Source organism: Ectothiorhodospiraceae bacterium 2226, assembly GCA_013348725.1.
Taxonomy (GTDB): Bacteria; Pseudomonadota; Gammaproteobacteria.
This window is the reverse complement of record CP054689.1, coordinates 1,286,213-1,300,485: the sequence shown is the minus strand read 5'-3', so window position 1 is coordinate 1,300,485 and position 14,273 is coordinate 1,286,213. Positions and strand designations below refer to the sequence as shown.

Below are 14,273 nucleotides of genomic sequence, written 5' to 3'. Positions count from 1 at the left end.
CGCGCCAGCGCGCCTCACGGCGTTCACGAGCCGTGCGCGATGGGGCGCGGGCGGGCCCCGGCGGGCTCCGCCTCCAGATACTTCGACCAGTCGACCTGATTCGCGCCGTAGGCGAAGAAGTGGGGGTTCAGCAGGCTTTCCTTGGTGTTGTAGCGCAGCGGGCGCATGGCGGTGTCGGTCACGTGCCCGCCGGCCTCCTCGACCACGGCCTGGGCCGCCGCGGTGTCCCATTCCGACGTGGGCCCGAGGCGCGGGTAGACGTCGGCCTTGCCTTCGGCCACCAGGCAGGACTTGAGCGCGCTGCCCATGCTCACCAGCTCGTGCGTGCCGAGGCGGGCCAGGAAGGCGCTGAGCGAACGGCCGGCGTGCGAGCGGCTGCCGGCGACCGTCGGCGGGCCGTCCGGCAGGGGGCGCGCGTGAATTGCCTGCGTCGCCCCTGCGCTGTCGGCGCGCCAGGCGCCGCCGCCGCGACGGGCGTAGTACGCGACGTTTTTCACCGGTACGCCGACCACGCCGAGCACGGGCTCGTGGTTATCGATCAGGGCGATGTTCACCGTGAACTCGCCGTTGCGCTTGACGAACTCGCGCGTGCCGTCCAGCGGGTCCACCAGCCAGTAGCGGCGCCAGCGCGCCCGCTCTTCGAACGGGATGGCGGCCGACTCCTCGGACAGCACCGGCAGCTCGGGGGTCAGGGCTCGTAGGCCGCCGACGATGGTGCGGTGGGCGGCGAGATCGGCGTGGGTCAGCGGGCTGTCGTCGCCCTTGATCTGTACTTCGAAGTCGGTCTCGTAGACCTCGAGGATGCGCTCCCCGGCCTCGCGCGCGAGCGCCACCACCTCGGGCAGCAGCCCGTTCAAATCCAGTCCCTGTTCAGCGTTCACCCGCCATTGCCTCCCTGGCTAAAAAGAGGGCCGCGATGCTGCGGGCCTCAGTGCAATCCTCTTGTTCTAACAGTGCCGACAGCTCGGACAGGCGCCACGGCACCACCTCGATCTCTTCCGGCTCGTCGCCTTGCGCGCGCTGCGGGTAGAGCTCCTGGGCCAGCACGATGTGCGTGGTGTGGCTCAGATAACCCGGGGCGGCCGTCACCGCGCGCAGCACCTCCAGGCGCCGCGCCGCGTAACCCACTTCCTCCATGATCTCGCGGTTGGCCGCCGCCAACAGTTCTTCGCCGGGCTCGACGCGTCCCTTGGGCAGCGCAAGCTCGTAGCGATGCACCCCCGCGGCGTACTCGCGGATGAGCAGCACCGTCTCGGGATCGAGCATCGGCACGATGAGCACCGCCCCCCGCCCCGAGCCGGCGAGGCGCTCGTAACGGGCCGACACGCCGTTGGAAAACTCGAGATCCAGTTCCTCGATGTGGAACAGGCGCGAGCGGGCGACGGTGCGGGAACGGCGGATAACCGGAATCTTGGCCATGTTTCGACCCTAAGCGTAGATGATCGGTGGCGATGTCGCCCGCTGCGGCCGGGGCAGCAGGCGCGCCTCCGGCGGCGCCTCAGTGTACCGTCGCGCCGCTGCGGCTCAAAGTTCGGCTTGCGGGGTGCACGCCGGAGCAAAGATACTGACAGGAGCGGTGGACGCGCCGCTGCCTGATGCCCCACATGCCCTGGGAGGTCACATGCTCGCCTGGAGCGAGATCGAGAACGTCCTGCTCGACATGGACGGTACCCTGCTGGATCTGCACTTCGACAACGAGTTCTGGCGGGAGCTCGTGCCCGCACGCTATGCGCAGCTTCACGGCATGTCGGTGGAGGAGGCCAAGGCGCACCTGTACCCGGTGTTTCGCGCGGCGGAGGGTACGATGAACTGGTACTGCCTCGACTATTGGAGCGAGCAGCTGCAGCTCGACATCGCCTTGCTGAAGCGGGAGATCGAGCACCTGATCGCCGTGCATCCCCACACGGTGGATTTCCTCGACGCGCTGCGCGCGGCGGGCAAGCGGGTGTTGCTGGTCACCAACGCTCACCCGAAGAGCCTCGCCCTGAAGATGGAACGCACCCGCCTGGAGGGCCACTTCGACGTGGTCGTGAGCGCCCACCACTACGGGCGCCCGAAGGAGGACCGGCGCTTCTGGCAGGGGCTGCGCGGGGATCACCGCTTCGATCCCGAGCAGACGCTGTTGGTGGACGACAGCCTGCCCGTGCTGCGCTCGGCGCGCGCCTACGGCATCGCCCACCTGTTGGCGGTGCTGCGGCCCGACAGTCGGGGGCCGGTGCGCGATGTGGCGGAGTTCCGCGCCATTGAGAGTTTCGCCGACATCATGCCGACGGGCCCGGTCACAGGCCGTCCTGGTGGCGTTGATCCCAGCGCTTGAAGCGGCGGCGGCAGTAGCGCAGCAGCGCCTCGTAATCGGGAAAGAACAACTCGAAGCCTTCGTCGGCGGGGGCGTCGTATTCGCAATAGTCGTTGCTGTGCTCGCGGCAGATCGCCGGCCGGCTGTGGTAGATGCCGCAGCGCCCGTCGGGCTGCAGGTGCCGGCAGGGGGTGTTGACCAGCAGGTACCAGCCGTCGCTGTCCTTGTAGGCCTGCACGCCGTGGTGGGAGAGCTGCCAGAGTAGGTGATCGAAGTCGCGCTTGGAGCGCGGGCCGGGGATGCGCTGCGTAATGTACGTGCAGCACTTCGAGCCCACGCAGCGGCCGCACTTGTCGGCCGGCTCTACCGGGATGACCGGCCGACGTCCGGCGGGCGCCATCGGCGGACGCCGTCTCAGTTCGGGGTGGGGTCCGCCGGGCGCGGCTCGCCGCCCGTGCGTCGCCGGCCGCCGCTACGGCGCCCATCGCGGCGATTGCCTTTGGCCTCGCCGCCCCGCCCGCGATCCTGGGGACGCGCCTCACGCCGCGGCCGGCGCACCGGCGGGGCGAGATCCGCCAGCAGGTCCTCGTCAATGCTTTCCACCGGGATCTTGTGGCCGATGTACTGTTCGATGTCCATCAGCGAAAACGCGTAGGTCTCGCAAGCGAAGCTGATCGCCTCGCCGCTCGCGCCGGCGCGCGCAGTGCGGCCGATGCGGTGCACGTAATCCTCGGCGTCCTGCGGCAGGTCGAAGTTGAACACGTGGGACACCGCCGGGATGTGCAGTCCGCGCGCCGCCACGTCGGTGGCCACCAGCACCGGCAGGTCGCCGCGCGCGAAGCCCGCCAGCAGGCTCTGGCGCTTGGTCTGCGGCACGTCGCCCGACAGCACGGCGGCGTGGATGCCGTTGCCCTCCAGGTGCGACCAGACCATATCCGCCGCGCGCTTGGTGTTGATGAACACGATGCTGCGCGCGGGCGCGAGCTTGCGCATCAGCCCCACCAGCAGGCGGATCTTCTCGTGGTTGGCGGGGTAGTACACCCGTTCCCGCACCCCCTCGGAGGTCACCCGCTCGGGCTCCACCTCCACCAGTTCGGGGTTGTTCATGTGCTCGTAGGCCAGCTCCATCACGCGCATCGACAGGGTGGCCGAGAACAGCATGTTCAGGCGCTGTTCGGGCGGCGGCATGCGCCGCAGCAGGAAGCGCACGTCCTTGATGAAGCCGAGATCGAACATGCGATCGGCCTCGTCCAGCACCATCGCCTCGCAGGCGCGCAGGTCGAACACGTGCTGCTTGAAGTAGTCGATGATGCGCCCGGGGGTGCCGATCAGCACGTCGACGCCCGTCTGCAGCGTGTTGCGCTGCGACTCATAGCCGGTGCCGCCGTAGACCAGCCCCAGGCTGAGCCCGGTGCGCGCACCCAGCGTCTCGGCATCCGAGTGGATCTGGATGGCCAACTCGCGCGTCGGGGCGAGCACCAGCGCGCGCGGCTGGTTGGCGCGGCGCTTGGGGTCGGGAGGCGTGCGCATCAGGCGATTGAACAACGCGATCAGGAAGGCGGCCGACTTGCCGGTGCCGGTTTGTGCCTGTCCCGCCACGTCCTTGCCCCCCAGCGCCAGGGGCAGGGCCTTGGCCTGGATCGGGGTACAGTGCTTGAAGCCGGCGGCCTCAATGCCTTGCAGGAGTTCGGAGGGAAGGTCTAGGCTATCGAATAAGGTGTCACTCAGATGTTTATCGGTCATAGCGACTGAGCATATCAGAATCGGCATGCTTGAAATACGGTCATACTTCAGCTCAAATGAAAAGCTGCGTGATCAGGTTCACGCTGCTGCGGCATAACAAGGCCGGTAACGAATAAGGGGAGACAGCAATTGAGCGACGAAATCGTTCATGTCACCGATGACACTTTCGAGGACCAGATCATCAAGGCCGACGGCCCCGTGCTGGTGGACTACTGGGCGGACTGGTGCGGCCCCTGCAAGATGATCGCGCCGGTGCTCGATGAGATCGCCCGGGACTACGCCGGACGGCTCAAGGTGGCGAAACTGAACATCGACGAGAATCCGGCCACGCCTCCCAAGTACGGGATTCGCGGCATCCCGACGCTCATGCTGTTCAAGGGCGGTAATGTCGAGGCCACCAAGGTCGGTGCGGTCTCCAAGTCCCAATTGACCGCCTTTATCGACAGTAATCTGTGATTCATGGAGGCGTCCGGCCCTAGCGGCTGGACGCCTTGCCTGTTTGGTGTTACTTTGAGAAGCAACGCTGCGGCAACAACAGCACTCACCGTCGCGCCGTCACTGCCACCCCCGTTCATTTCCTAAACGTGTCCCCACCTGCACGCCCCGCCGGTGGCACGTCCGAATGCCATAGTTGACCCTATCCGACGATGAACCTGACTGAACTGAAAAAGAAGCCCGCGGCCGAACTGATCCAGCTCGCGCAGGGCATGGGTATCGAGGGTATGTCCCGCTCACGTAAGCAGGACATCATCTTCTCCATCCTGAAGGTACACGCCAAGAGCGGCGAGAATATATACGGCGACGGAGTGCTGGAGATCCTGCAGGACGGATTCGGGTTCTTGCGCTCGGCAGACAGCTCCTATCTGGCCGGCCCCGACGACATCTACGTCTCGCCCAGCCAGATCCGACGTTTCAACCTGCGTACCGGCGACACGGTGTCCGGCAAGATCAGGCCGCCCAAGGAAGGGGAGCGCTACTTCGCGCTGCTCAAGGTCGCGGAGATCAACTTCGAGCCACCTGAGAACGCCAAGAACAAGGTTCTCTTCGAGAACCTCACGCCGCTGTTCGCCAACGAGCGCCTGACCCTGGAGCAGGGTAACGGCAGCACCGAGGACATCACCGCGCGGACCATCGACCTGGTTGCGCCCATCGGCAAAGGTCAGCGCGGACTGCTCGTCTCCCCCCCGAAGGCGGGTAAGACGATGATGTTGCAGAACATCGCGCAGTCCATCACCCACAGCCACCCCGAGTGCGATCTCATCGTGCTGCTCATCGACGAGCGCCCGGAAGAGGTGACCGAGATGGCGCGCTCGGTGCGCGGCGAGGTGGTCTCCAGCACCTTCGACGAGCCGGCCAGCCGCCATGTGCAGGTGGCCGAGATGGTGATCGAGAAGGCTAAGCGCCTGGTCGAGCACAAGCGCGACGTGGTGATCCTGCTCGACTCCATCACGCGTCTGGCGCGCGCCTACAACACCGTGATCCCGTCCTCGGGCAAGGTGCTCACCGGCGGCGTGGACGCCAACGCCCTGCACCGCCCCAAGCGCTTCTTCGGTGCCGCGCGCAACATCGAGGAGGGCGGCTCGCTGACCATCATCGCCACCGCGCTCATCGACACCGGGTCGCGCATGGACGACGTGATCTTCGAGGAGTTCAAGGGTACCGGCAACATGGAGATCCACCTGGATCGGCGCATTGCCGAGAAGCGGATCTATCCCGCCATCAACATCAACCGCTCCGGCACCCGTCGCGAAGAGTTGCTCACCAACCCCGAAGAGCTGCAGAAGATGTGGATTCTGCGCAAGCTGCTGCATTCCATGGACGAACTGGCCGCCATGGAGTTCCTGTTCGACAAGATGAAGGCGACCAAGACCAACGCGCAGTTCTTCGACTCGATGAAGCGCTGAGCCCGGCCCGCGCGGGCCGTGTGTCCCGCGTGGAGGCCCTCGCCCGCGTGTGCTATAGCTTGAGCAGCACGATGCGCGGGAGGGGTGATGCAGACCGATCGCTGGCAGATGGCCGACTTCGACGAGTGGGCGCGCTTGGCCCAGCGTGACCCGGCCGCGTTCGAGTGCCGGCGCGCCGAGGTTCTCGAGGCGCATATCCGGCGCGCCCCGCCGCACCGCCAGCTGCGGCTGCGGCGTCTGCAGTGGCGGGTGGATGCGACCCGCCGCCGCACCCGTAACCCCTTGGTTGCCTGTAGCCGCCTCTACGCGCTGATGTGGGATGCCGTGGCCGGCGCGGGTGGGCTGGTGGAAACCTTGCGCGGCGGCGCGCCTCGCCGGCCCGCCCCGCGACCGCCGGCGCCCGTCCTCCCCCTGCGCCCCGGCAAGCCCCGTCAAAACCCCACCTGATCCGCCGACGCACACGGCGCACACGCCCATGCCGGCGCCCGCGCGCCCGCTTGCCGACGGCCCATCAGGGCGCGTATACTTGCGCGTTCTCTGTGTGCGGTGCCCGAGTAGCAATCGGGTGGCGGCATGCGCTATCAGACGAGGTCTCCAGATGAAAGCGGACATCCATCCGTCCTACACCGAAATCACGGTTACCTGCAGCTGCGGGAACACGTTCAAGACCCGTTCCACGGCCGGTCGCGACCTGTCGCTGGAAGTCTGCTCGGAATGCCACCCGTTCTATACCGGCAAGCAGAAGATCGTGGACACCGCGGGCCGCGTGGACAAGTTCCGCCAGAAGTACGGCCGCAAGTAACCTCGGGCCGCGTCGCGCGTCCTGCGCGACGCGCCGCCTCCCTTCCCAGCACGGGGCTCCACCATGTCAGACCCGCAAGCGCCGGCCGCCGATGCCTTGGCGCAGGCGGCCCTGGCCTATCACGCCGAGCCGCGGCCCGGCAAGATTGCCACCGCCGTCCACAAGCCGTGTACCTCCCAGCAGGACCTGAGTCTCGCCTACACGCCGGGCGTGGCCGCCCCGGTGCGCGCCATCGCCGCGGACCCGGCGGCCGCCTACCGCTATACCGGCAAGGGCAACCTGGTCGCGGTGATCACCGACGGCACGGCGGTGCTCGGACTCGGTAATGTGGGGCCGTTGGCGGGCAAGCCCGTGATGGAAGGCAAGGGCGTCCTGTTCAAGCGCTTCGCCGATATCGACGTGTTCGACATCGAGGTCGAGGCCGAATCGCCCGCGGCGTTCATCGACACCGTGCGCCGCATCGCACCCACCTTCGGCGGCATCAATCTCGAGGACATCGCCGCGCCGCACTGCTTTGAAATCGAGCGGGCGCTCGCCGAGCAACTCGATATCCCCGTGTTTCATGACGACCAGCACGGCACCGCCATCATCATCGCCGCGGGCCTGCTGAACGCGCTCGAGCTGCAGGGCAAGCGGCTCGCGGATGCCAAGGTGGTGTGCCTGGGTGCGGGCGCGGCGGGTATCGCCTCCATGCGCCTGCTCGTTGCCTTGGGCGCGCAGCGCGAGCGTTTGCGTCTGGTCGACCGCCGCGGGGTGATCCACAGCGGCCGCGAGGATCTCAATCCCTACAAGGCGGAGTTTGCGGTGGCGACCGAGGAGCGCTCGCTGCTCGACGCGATGCGCGATGCCGACGTCTTCATCGGCGTGTCGGGTCCCGATCTCGTCGACGAGGCCGCGTTGCGGGCCATGGCGCCGCGGCCGGTGGTCTTCGCGCTGTCCAATCCCGACCCCGAGATCCACCCCGAGCGCGCCCACGCGGCACGCGATGACCTGGTGATGGCGACCGGCCGCAGCGATTTCCCCAACCAGGTGAACAACGTGCTCGGCTTCCCGTTCATCTTCCGCGGCGCGCTCGACGTGCGGGCCCGTGGGATCGACACCGGGATGCAGCTCGCTGCGGTGCACGCGCTGCGCGACTTGGCGCGCGAGCCGGTACCCGGCGAGGTGTTGGCGGCCTATGGGCTGGAGGCGCTCGCCTTCGGTCCCGAGTACATCATCCCCAAGCCCTTCGATCCGCGACTGCGTACGACAGTAGCCGGCGCCGTGGCGCGGGCGGCAGTGGCGGCGGGGATGTCCCGCGTGCCCCTGCCCGCAGAATACGCCCGCGCCGACGACTAGAGCGCGCCGGCCTCGCCGTCTGCGGCCAACAGGGCCTCCACCGCGGTGGCGCCGGCCCGTTGCATGGGGCGACCGTCGACCGGACTCAGGGGTGCTTGGCGCAGGCCGCGCCGCGGGAACACCGTCAATTCCAGCACCGCCTCGCCCGCCATGAAGCGGAACACGGGGAAGTTCTCAGTCCGCTCGGCATCCAGGCGCACGCGCCGCTCGTCCAGTTCGAACGGAATATTGCGCTCCATCAGGAACAGGCTGACCTCTTCCGTGGTATCGGCGAAAAGGTGCAGGTGGACAGGGGAGTGGATGTCGGCGGTGCCCGCGAGCACGGGCCCGACCAGGCGCGGCTCGAAGCGCTCGGTGAGGCGCATGGCCCGCAACGCGGCCGCGCGCAAGTCGCGCAGTGCATCTAGGTGGCTGGTGCGGCGGAACAGGCGCAGGTGAGTATGCAGGGCCTCTTCGACCTCCACGTTGCGCGGCATATTGCGGGTGTCGGGCGCACCGAGCAGCGTGGCGGCCTTACGCTTGGCGGCGTAGTAATCGGTGAGGCCGGTCTCGGCGATCAGGCGCGCCGCCTCCTGGGCGATGCGGTGGCGCATCTGGCGGTCCTTGGTTCCCTGGTTCTGGGGCATGGCGTCCTTCCTCATGCGTCGGCCCGGAAGCCCGGGAGGTGTGGGGCGGCCACGGCTTCGCCTTCGCGGTGTTACCGCCGGGCGCGCCGTGGCGTGCTCAGAACAACTGGTCCATCACGCTGGGCGTCGAGCCGCCGGCTTCGTCACGCGCGGCCGGCGCCGCCGCCTGCTGCGGGACTTGGTCCGCTGGGAAGGTTTCGAAGATCGCATCGCCGCTGCCCGGCGTGCTCAACAGCCCGCTGGCGGGATCGATGCGCACGGTCACCAACCCGGGCGGTTGGGTAAACGGTTGTTCCTCCACGCCGTCAAGCACGCGCCCCATGAAGTCCATCCAGATGGGTAGCGCCGTACGGCCGCCGGTTTCCCGCGCGCCGAGCGAGCGGGGCGTGTCGAAGCCCACCCAGGCGCTGGCGACCACTTGGCCGTTGTAGCCGGCGAACCACGCGTCGCGCAGATCGTTGGTGGTGCCGGTCTTGCCCGCCAGGTCGGCGCGGCGCAGCTGGCGCGCCGCGCGTGCGGTGCCGCGATCGATCACGTCGCGCATCATGGAGGTCATCAAGTAAGCGTTCTGCGCGCTGATGACCCGTTCGGCGGGGCGCGGCGGCGGGCTCAGGTCCAGCGGTGCGATCAGCGGATACCCGTCGTCGGTCTGCAGCGCTGCCGTGTCGCTTACCGGCAGTAGTCCGCGGGCCGCCGAATCCGAGGGGCACTCGGGGCAGACCGTGGGCGGATCGGCGCGGAACACCTCGTCCCCGGCGGCGTCGACGATGCGCTCGATGAAGTGCGGCTCGACCCGATAGCCGCCGTTGGCGAACACGGCGTAACCGGCGGTCAGTTCCAGCGGCGTCACGCTCCCGCTGCCGAGCGACAGCGACAGGTCCCGCGGTAGGCGGTCGCGGTCGAAGCCAAACGGCACGGTGTGGTTGATGGTGTAGGGAATGCCGATCGACCGCAGCAGGCGAATCGAGACCAGGTTGCGCGAATGCACCAGCGATTCGCGCAACCGCGTCGGTCCATAGAAGCGCCCCGTGTAGTTCTCCGGGCGCCAAGTGGCTTCCAGGCCCGGGTCGTCGAACACCACCGGGGCGTCGTTGACCAGGCTGGCGGGGGTGTAGCCCCGCTCCAGGGCCGCGGAGTAGACGAAGGGCTTGAACGCCGAGCCTGCCTGGCGCTGGGCCTGGAAGGCTCGGTTGTAATGACTATGGAAGAAGTCGAATCCGCCCACCAGCGCAGTGATGGCCCCATTGCGCGGGTCGAGTGCCACCAGCGCCGCACCGGCATCCGGTACCTGGGCGAGATGCCAAGCCCCATCCTCGTCCAGGCGCACACGCACGCGATCCCCAACGGCTACTATCTCGCTAGCCGCCTGCGGCGCCGGACCCTGGGCATTGGCGTTGATGTAGCGACGCGCCCAGGACAGGCCCGGCCATTCGAGGCGCACGGTTTGGCCGCGGCCGATGTAGGCGATCGCAGCGCGCTCCTCGACGTCGACGATCAGCGCGCTGCGCAGGCCGCCGACGGCCGATACCAGGTGGCGGTCCCACCCGTCCGGCTCATCGGGATCGACATCGACTTGAGCCTCGGGGCCGCGGTATCCGTGGCGCGTGTCGTAGGTCATCAGCCCGGCGCGCAGCGCCTGGTTGGCGGCCCGCTGCGCGTTGCCGTCCAAGGTGGTATAGACCCGGTAGCCCGCGGTGTACGCCTCGTTGCCGAAGCGCGCGAGCATGTCCGCCCGTACCATCTCCGCCACGTAAGGCGCCTCCAGTTCGGCGACCGGGCCGTGCGCGCGTGCCTGATCCTCCTCCGCCATCGCCGCCTGGTAGGTCTCGTCGTCGATGTAACCGAGCAGGTGCATGCGCCCGAGCACGTAGTTGCGGCGCAGCAGGGCGCGTTGGGGGTTTACCAGCGGGTTGTAGGCGGCCGGGGCCTTGGGCAGCCCGGCGATCATCGCGGTCTGCGCGACGCTAAGGTTCTCGAGCGTGGTGCCGTAATAACCCAAAGCGGCGGCGCCGACGCCGTAGGCCCGGTTGCCGAGGAAGATCTTGTTGAGATAGAGCTCGAGAATCTGCTCCTTGCTGAGCTCCCTCTCGATCTTCAGCGCCAGCAAGATCTCGTTGATCTTGCGAAGATAAGTCTTCTCGCGCGAGAGGAAGAAGTTCCGCGCGAGCTGCATGGTGATGGTGCTGCCGCCTTGCGCCTTCTCGCCGGTGCGGGCGAGGTGCAGCGCGGCGCGGGCGATGCCCTGGTAGTCGACACCGGGATGGCTGAAGAAACGATCATCCTCGGCGGCGAGCACGGCCTGGATCATCTGCTCCGGCATCTCCTCGTAGGAGAGCGGTGAACGCCGCTGCTCGCCGAACTCGGCCATCAGCGCGCCGTCGCGGGAGTACACGCGCAGCGGCACCTGGAAGCGAACGTCGGTGAGGACTTCGATGGAAGGCAGCTGCGGCGCCAGATAAAGGTAGGTGCCGACCGCCGCCACCGCGCCGGCGGTTACCAGGGCGAACAAGGTCGCCAGGCCGTAACGCAGCAGGGCGTAGAAATATTTCATTCGAGCGAGCCGTGTGAGAATTAAGTCAAGGATTCTTCGACCCAGGAAGTATAAAACCCTTACCTAGGCCAGGCCATGATCGGTTACGCAATTAAATGTATTGACCGTCCGATTCTGTCTGGTATTTAATGCAGAAAAATAATTATCGCGCGCAAGCGTAGGTCCGATAAAAGAAAATGATACCAAAGCTTTCGCGAATCTTTCGGCCCCGCACCGTCCCGCTCGTCGGCCTGGACATCAGCTCGACGTCGGTCAAGCTGCTCGAGCTCGCGCGCAGCGGCAACCATTATCGCGTGGAGAGTTACGCGGTCGAGCCGCTGCCTCCCAACGCGGTGGTCGAGAAGAATATCACGGACCTGGAGGCCGTCGGGGAGGCGGTCAAACGCGCGGTCAAGCGTTCCCGCACCCGTGCGCGCCACGCGGCGGCGGCCGTCGCCGGATCGGCGGTCATCACCAAGGTGATCACCATGCATTCGGCGCCCGAAGATGAGCTCGAAAATCTCATCCAGATCGAGGCCGACCAGTACATTCCTTACCCCCTCGAGGAAGTGAACCTCGATTTCCAGGTGCTCGGGCCGTCGGACGCCGATCCGGACATGGTCGACGTGCTGCTGGCCGCCTCGCGGAGCGAGAATGTGGACCTGCGCACCGGCGCCACCGAACTCGGCGGACTCACTCCGAAGGTGATCGACGTCGAGGCCTATGCCATGGAGACCGCCTTCACGCTGATCGCCCCGTCCCTGCCGAGCGGCGGGCTGGGGCAGACGGTGGCGGTGGTCGACGTCGGCGCGACGACCACCACGCTCAACGTCCTGCACGACATGCGTTCCATCTACACCCGCGACCAATCCTTCGGTGGCAAACAGCTGACCGAGGAGATCCAGCGCCGTTACGGCCTGTCCTACGAGGAGGCCGGCATGGCCAAGCGCCAGAACGGCCTGCCGGAAAACTACGCCGGCGAGGTGCTGCAGCCCTTCAAGGAGGCCATGGCCCAGCAGGTTAGCCGCGCTCTGCAGTTCTTCTTCTCGTCGAGTTCCCACGACAGCGTGGACCATCTGGTCCTTGCCGGCGGTTGCGCCTCCATCGCCGGAATCGACGAGCTCATCGCGCAGGAAACCGGCATCAACACCCTGATCGCGAACCCCTTTGCGCATATGACGGTCAGTTCCCGTGTCAAGGCGCAGGGACTGATGAACGACGCGCCCGCCCTGATGATCGCCTGCGGGCTGGCGCTGAGGAGCTTCGACTGATGGCGCGCATCAACCTCCTTCCTTGGCGCGAGGCGCAACGCAAGGAGCGCCAACGCCAGTTCGTGGGCATGGCCGGCGGCGTGGTTTTGCTGATGGGGATGGTGATCGTGTACGCGCACTTCCACATCGCCGGCCTGATGGAGACGCAGCAGTCGCGCAACACCCTGCTGGAGCGCGAGATCGCCGATCTTGACCGCAAAATCCGCGATATCCGCGCGCTGGAGAGTCAAAAGGAGCGGTTGCTCGCGCGCATGAACGTCATTCAGCAGCTGCAGGGCAACCGCGCCGAGATCGTGCATCTGCTGGAGGTGTTGGCCGAGGCCCTGCCCGACGGCGTGCACTACACGGACATTCGTCAGCAGGGGAACGCTTTGGTGCTGCAGGGCGTCGCGCAGTCCAACGCGCGCGTGTCGGCCCTGATGCGCAACCTCGATGCCTCCCCCTGGTTGACGAACCCGCGCCTGGACGTGATTCAGGCGGACCGTCAGGGTGGCGCGCGCACCAGCACTTTCACGTTGCGGGTGACCCAGGTGCGTGGCGCGGCGGCGAAGGTGGCCTCATGAAGAACCTCGACCTCAACGATATCGATTTCAGTCAGATCGGTTCCTGGCCGCTGGCCGGGCGCCTGTTCGTCATCGCCTTGTTGGGCGGGGCCATTCTGTTCGCGGGGTACTGGTTCCACATCAAGGGTCAGATCGAGCAGTACGAGCGCGTCGTTCAGCGCGAGCAGGACCTGCGCCGCAACTTCGAACAGCGCGCCGCCCAGGCCGCCAACCTGGACGCCTACCGCGCGCAGATGGAGGTCATGGAGGATTCGTTCGGCGCCATGTTGCGCCAGCTGCCGAGCCGCACTGAAGTTGCCGAGCTGCTGGTCGATATCTCTCAGACGGGCCTTGCGAGCGGACTCGAGTTCCGATTGTTCCGCCCGCAGCAGGAAAGCCCCAAGGAGTTCTACGCGGAGCTGCCGATTCAAATGAGCGTCGTAGGCACGTATCACGAGTTCGGTCGCTTCGTGAGCGGTATCGCCGCGCTGCCGCGCATCGTGACGCTGCACAATGTCAGCATCAGCGGCCCCGGGGCACAGTCCGGCGGCAAGCTCACCATGGACATCGTCGCGCGCACTTACCGTTATCTGGACGAGGACGAAGTCGCCGCGCAGCAGCGCAGCCAGCAACCGGCCGCGCGGCGCCGGCGTTGACGCGTGGAGATCGAGATGAGCGAAACGCGAAACGGACATTACCGCATCCTGGCAGTGCTGCTAGGCGGCCTGCTGCTTGGCGGGCTCGCCGGCTGCGCGCAGCAGCAGCACGAGGACCTGGTGCAGTACATGAACGCGTACAAGGCCAAGCAGCAGGGGCGCGTGGACCCGCTACCGGAGATCCAGCCTTACGTGACCCACCACTACGGCGCCGAGGACCTGCGGGACCCGTTCAGGCCCGTGGTGGCACGTGCTCAGGCAGCGCCGGACGACAATGGCGTGCGGCCGGATCCGAACCGCACGCGCGAGGTGCTGGAAGAGGTGCCGCTCGACGCCCTAAGGTTCGTGGGCAGCGTCCAGCGGGACGATGCGCACTGGGCTATCGTGCGGGCCCCCGACGGTCGGGTGCACCGCGTGCGCCGCGGCAACTACATCGGACAGAACGACGGTCGCATCCACAACATCACCGAGCGCAGCCTGCACCTGACCGAACTCGTACCCACCGGCACCGGTAGCTGGCTCGAGCGCGAAGCCAGCCTGGTGCTGAGCGAATGACACAAACCAA

16 protein-coding genes are annotated in these 14,273 nt (G+C 67.1%); 10 read left to right on the top strand and 6 right to left on the bottom strand.

Features of this window, described 5'->3' with window-relative positions:
- Positions 1–23: 23 nt before the first annotated feature.
- Both cysQ and nudE read right to left on the bottom strand, forming a co-directional pair.
- Positions 24–863: a 3'(2'),5'-bisphosphate nucleotidase CysQ gene (cysQ, locus tag HUS23_06275; protein QKT04996.1), complete on the bottom strand. Its 840-nt coding sequence runs from the start codon at positions 861–863 to the stop codon at positions 24–26.
- Between the two features lie 7 nt (positions 864–870).
- Positions 871–1,419 carry an ADP compounds hydrolase NudE gene (gene nudE / locus HUS23_06270; protein ID QKT03438.1) on the bottom strand — a complete coding sequence of 183 codons (549 nt, stop codon included), beginning with the start codon at positions 1,417–1,419 and terminating at the stop codon, positions 871–873.
- A gap of 202 nt (positions 1,420–1,621) precedes the next feature.
- On the opposite strand from nudE, the gene yrfG reads away from it, so the two are divergent.
- Positions 1,622–2,317, top strand: a complete 696-nt coding sequence (yrfG, locus tag HUS23_06265; protein ID QKT03437.1) for a GMP/IMP nucleotidase — start codon at positions 1,622–1,624, stop codon at positions 2,315–2,317.
- On the opposite strand, the gene HUS23_06260 is transcribed toward yrfG, so the two are convergent.
- Positions 2,280–2,696, bottom strand: a complete 417-nt coding sequence (locus tag HUS23_06260) for a YkgJ family cysteine cluster protein (GenBank protein ID QKT03436.1) — start codon at positions 2,694–2,696, stop codon at positions 2,280–2,282. The two genes, yrfG and HUS23_06260, sit on opposite strands and share 38 nt — an antisense overlap.
- A gap of 14 nt (positions 2,697–2,710) precedes the next feature.
- Positions 2,711–4,039 carry an ATP-dependent RNA helicase RhlB gene (gene rhlB / locus HUS23_06255; protein ID QKT03435.1) on the bottom strand — a complete coding sequence of 443 codons (1,329 nt, stop codon included), beginning with the start codon at positions 4,037–4,039 and terminating at the stop codon, positions 2,711–2,713.
- Positions 4,040–4,168: 129 nt separating this feature from the next.
- Between rhlB and trxA the strand changes: the two genes are divergently transcribed.
- From trxA to HUS23_06230, 5 genes are all read left to right on the top strand, one after another.
- Positions 4,169–4,495 (top strand): thioredoxin TrxA, encoded by a 327-nt coding sequence (gene trxA / locus HUS23_06250; protein ID QKT03434.1) that lies wholly within the window; start codon positions 4,169–4,171, stop codon positions 4,493–4,495.
- A gap of 191 nt (positions 4,496–4,686) precedes the next feature.
- Positions 4,687–5,943 (top strand): transcription termination factor Rho, encoded by a 1,257-nt coding sequence (rho, locus tag HUS23_06245; protein QKT03433.1) that lies wholly within the window; start codon positions 4,687–4,689, stop codon positions 5,941–5,943.
- A gap of 87 nt (positions 5,944–6,030) precedes the next feature.
- A complete protein-coding gene (locus HUS23_06240) occupies positions 6,031–6,390 on the top strand; it encodes a DUF3135 domain-containing protein (GenBank protein QKT03432.1) in 360 nt (119 codons plus the stop codon).
- 151 nt (positions 6,391–6,541) lie between these two features.
- Complete coding sequence (gene rpmE, locus HUS23_06235) at positions 6,542–6,745, top strand: 50S ribosomal protein L31 (protein QKT03431.1); 204 nt, start codon at positions 6,542–6,544, stop codon at positions 6,743–6,745.
- A 63-nt stretch (positions 6,746–6,808) separates the two neighbouring features.
- Positions 6,809–8,083: a malate dehydrogenase gene (locus tag HUS23_06230; GenBank protein QKT03430.1), complete on the top strand. Its 1,275-nt coding sequence runs from the start codon at positions 6,809–6,811 to the stop codon at positions 8,081–8,083.
- Here the strand turns inward: HUS23_06230 and HUS23_06225 are convergent.
- Together HUS23_06225 and HUS23_06220 are read right to left on the bottom strand one after the other, a co-directional pair.
- Positions 8,080–8,709 (bottom strand): hypothetical protein, encoded by a 630-nt coding sequence (locus tag HUS23_06225; protein ID QKT03429.1) that lies wholly within the window; start codon positions 8,707–8,709, stop codon positions 8,080–8,082. The genes HUS23_06230 and HUS23_06225 overlap by 4 nt on opposite strands.
- Positions 8,710–8,806: 97 nt before the next feature.
- The gene (locus HUS23_06220) at positions 8,807–11,260 is read right to left on the bottom strand and encodes a penicillin-binding protein 1A (GenBank protein ID QKT03428.1); all 2,454 of its coding nucleotides are present in this window, start codon (positions 11,258–11,260) and stop codon (positions 8,807–8,809) included.
- 176 nt (positions 11,261–11,436) lie between these two features.
- Here HUS23_06220 and HUS23_06215 point away from each other — a divergent pair, with 176 nt between their 5' ends.
- The 4 genes from HUS23_06215 to HUS23_06200 are packed head-to-tail and all read left to right on the top strand — an operon-like array spanning position 11,437 to position 14,263.
- Positions 11,437–12,510 carry a pilus assembly protein PilM gene (locus HUS23_06215; GenBank protein QKT03427.1) on the top strand — a complete coding sequence of 358 codons (1,074 nt, stop codon included), beginning with the start codon at positions 11,437–11,439 and terminating at the stop codon, positions 12,508–12,510.
- Positions 12,510–13,073, top strand: coding sequence for a PilN domain-containing protein (locus tag HUS23_06210; protein QKT03426.1), 564 nt, complete (start codon positions 12,510–12,512; stop codon positions 13,071–13,073). The genes HUS23_06215 and HUS23_06210 overlap by 1 nt, the downstream gene beginning before the upstream one ends.
- On the top strand, positions 13,070–13,708 hold the full coding sequence (locus tag HUS23_06205; GenBank protein QKT03425.1) for a type 4a pilus biogenesis protein PilO: 639 nt from the start codon (positions 13,070–13,072) through the stop codon (positions 13,706–13,708). The genes HUS23_06210 and HUS23_06205 overlap by 4 nt, the downstream gene beginning before the upstream one ends.
- Positions 13,709–13,723: 15 nt before the next feature.
- Positions 13,724–14,263 (top strand): pilus assembly protein PilP, encoded by a 540-nt coding sequence (locus HUS23_06200; protein ID QKT03424.1) that lies wholly within the window; start codon positions 13,724–13,726, stop codon positions 14,261–14,263.
- Positions 14,264–14,273 lie beyond the last annotated feature (10 nt).

Excerpts from the sequence above, each read along its gene's own strand:
- nudE (QKT03438.1), bottom strand. The coding sequence starts at position 1,419 with ATGGCCAAGATTCCGGTTATCCGCCGTTCCCGCACCGTCGCCCGCTCG.
- yrfG (QKT03437.1), top strand. The coding sequence starts at position 1,622 with ATGCTCGCCTGGAGCGAGATCGAGAACGTCCTGCTCGACATGGACGGT.
- HUS23_06260 (QKT03436.1), bottom strand. The coding sequence starts at position 2,696 with ATGGCGCCCGCCGGACGTCGGCCGGTCATCCCGGTAGAGCCGGCCGAC.
- rhlB (QKT03435.1), bottom strand. The coding sequence starts at position 4,039 with ATGACCGATAAACATCTGAGTGACACCTTATTCGATAGCCTAGACCTT.
- rho (QKT03433.1), top strand. The coding sequence starts at position 4,687 with ATGAACCTGACTGAACTGAAAAAGAAGCCCGCGGCCGAACTGATCCAG.
- HUS23_06240 (QKT03432.1), top strand. The coding sequence starts at position 6,031 with ATGCAGACCGATCGCTGGCAGATGGCCGACTTCGACGAGTGGGCGCGC.
- rpmE (QKT03431.1), top strand. The coding sequence starts at position 6,542 with ATGAAAGCGGACATCCATCCGTCCTACACCGAAATCACGGTTACCTGC.
- HUS23_06230 (QKT03430.1), top strand. The coding sequence starts at position 6,809 with ATGTCAGACCCGCAAGCGCCGGCCGCCGATGCCTTGGCGCAGGCGGCC.
- HUS23_06225 (QKT03429.1), bottom strand. The coding sequence starts at position 8,709 with ATGCCCCAGAACCAGGGAACCAAGGACCGCCAGATGCGCCACCGCATC.
- HUS23_06220 (QKT03428.1), bottom strand. The coding sequence starts at position 11,260 with ATGAAATATTTCTACGCCCTGCTGCGTTACGGCCTGGCGACCTTGTTC.
- HUS23_06215 (QKT03427.1), top strand. The coding sequence starts at position 11,437 with ATGATACCAAAGCTTTCGCGAATCTTTCGGCCCCGCACCGTCCCGCTC.
- HUS23_06210 (QKT03426.1), top strand. The coding sequence starts at position 12,510 with ATGGCGCGCATCAACCTCCTTCCTTGGCGCGAGGCGCAACGCAAGGAG.
- HUS23_06205 (QKT03425.1), top strand. The coding sequence starts at position 13,070 with ATGAAGAACCTCGACCTCAACGATATCGATTTCAGTCAGATCGGTTCC.
- HUS23_06200 (QKT03424.1), top strand. The coding sequence starts at position 13,724 with ATGAGCGAAACGCGAAACGGACATTACCGCATCCTGGCAGTGCTGCTA.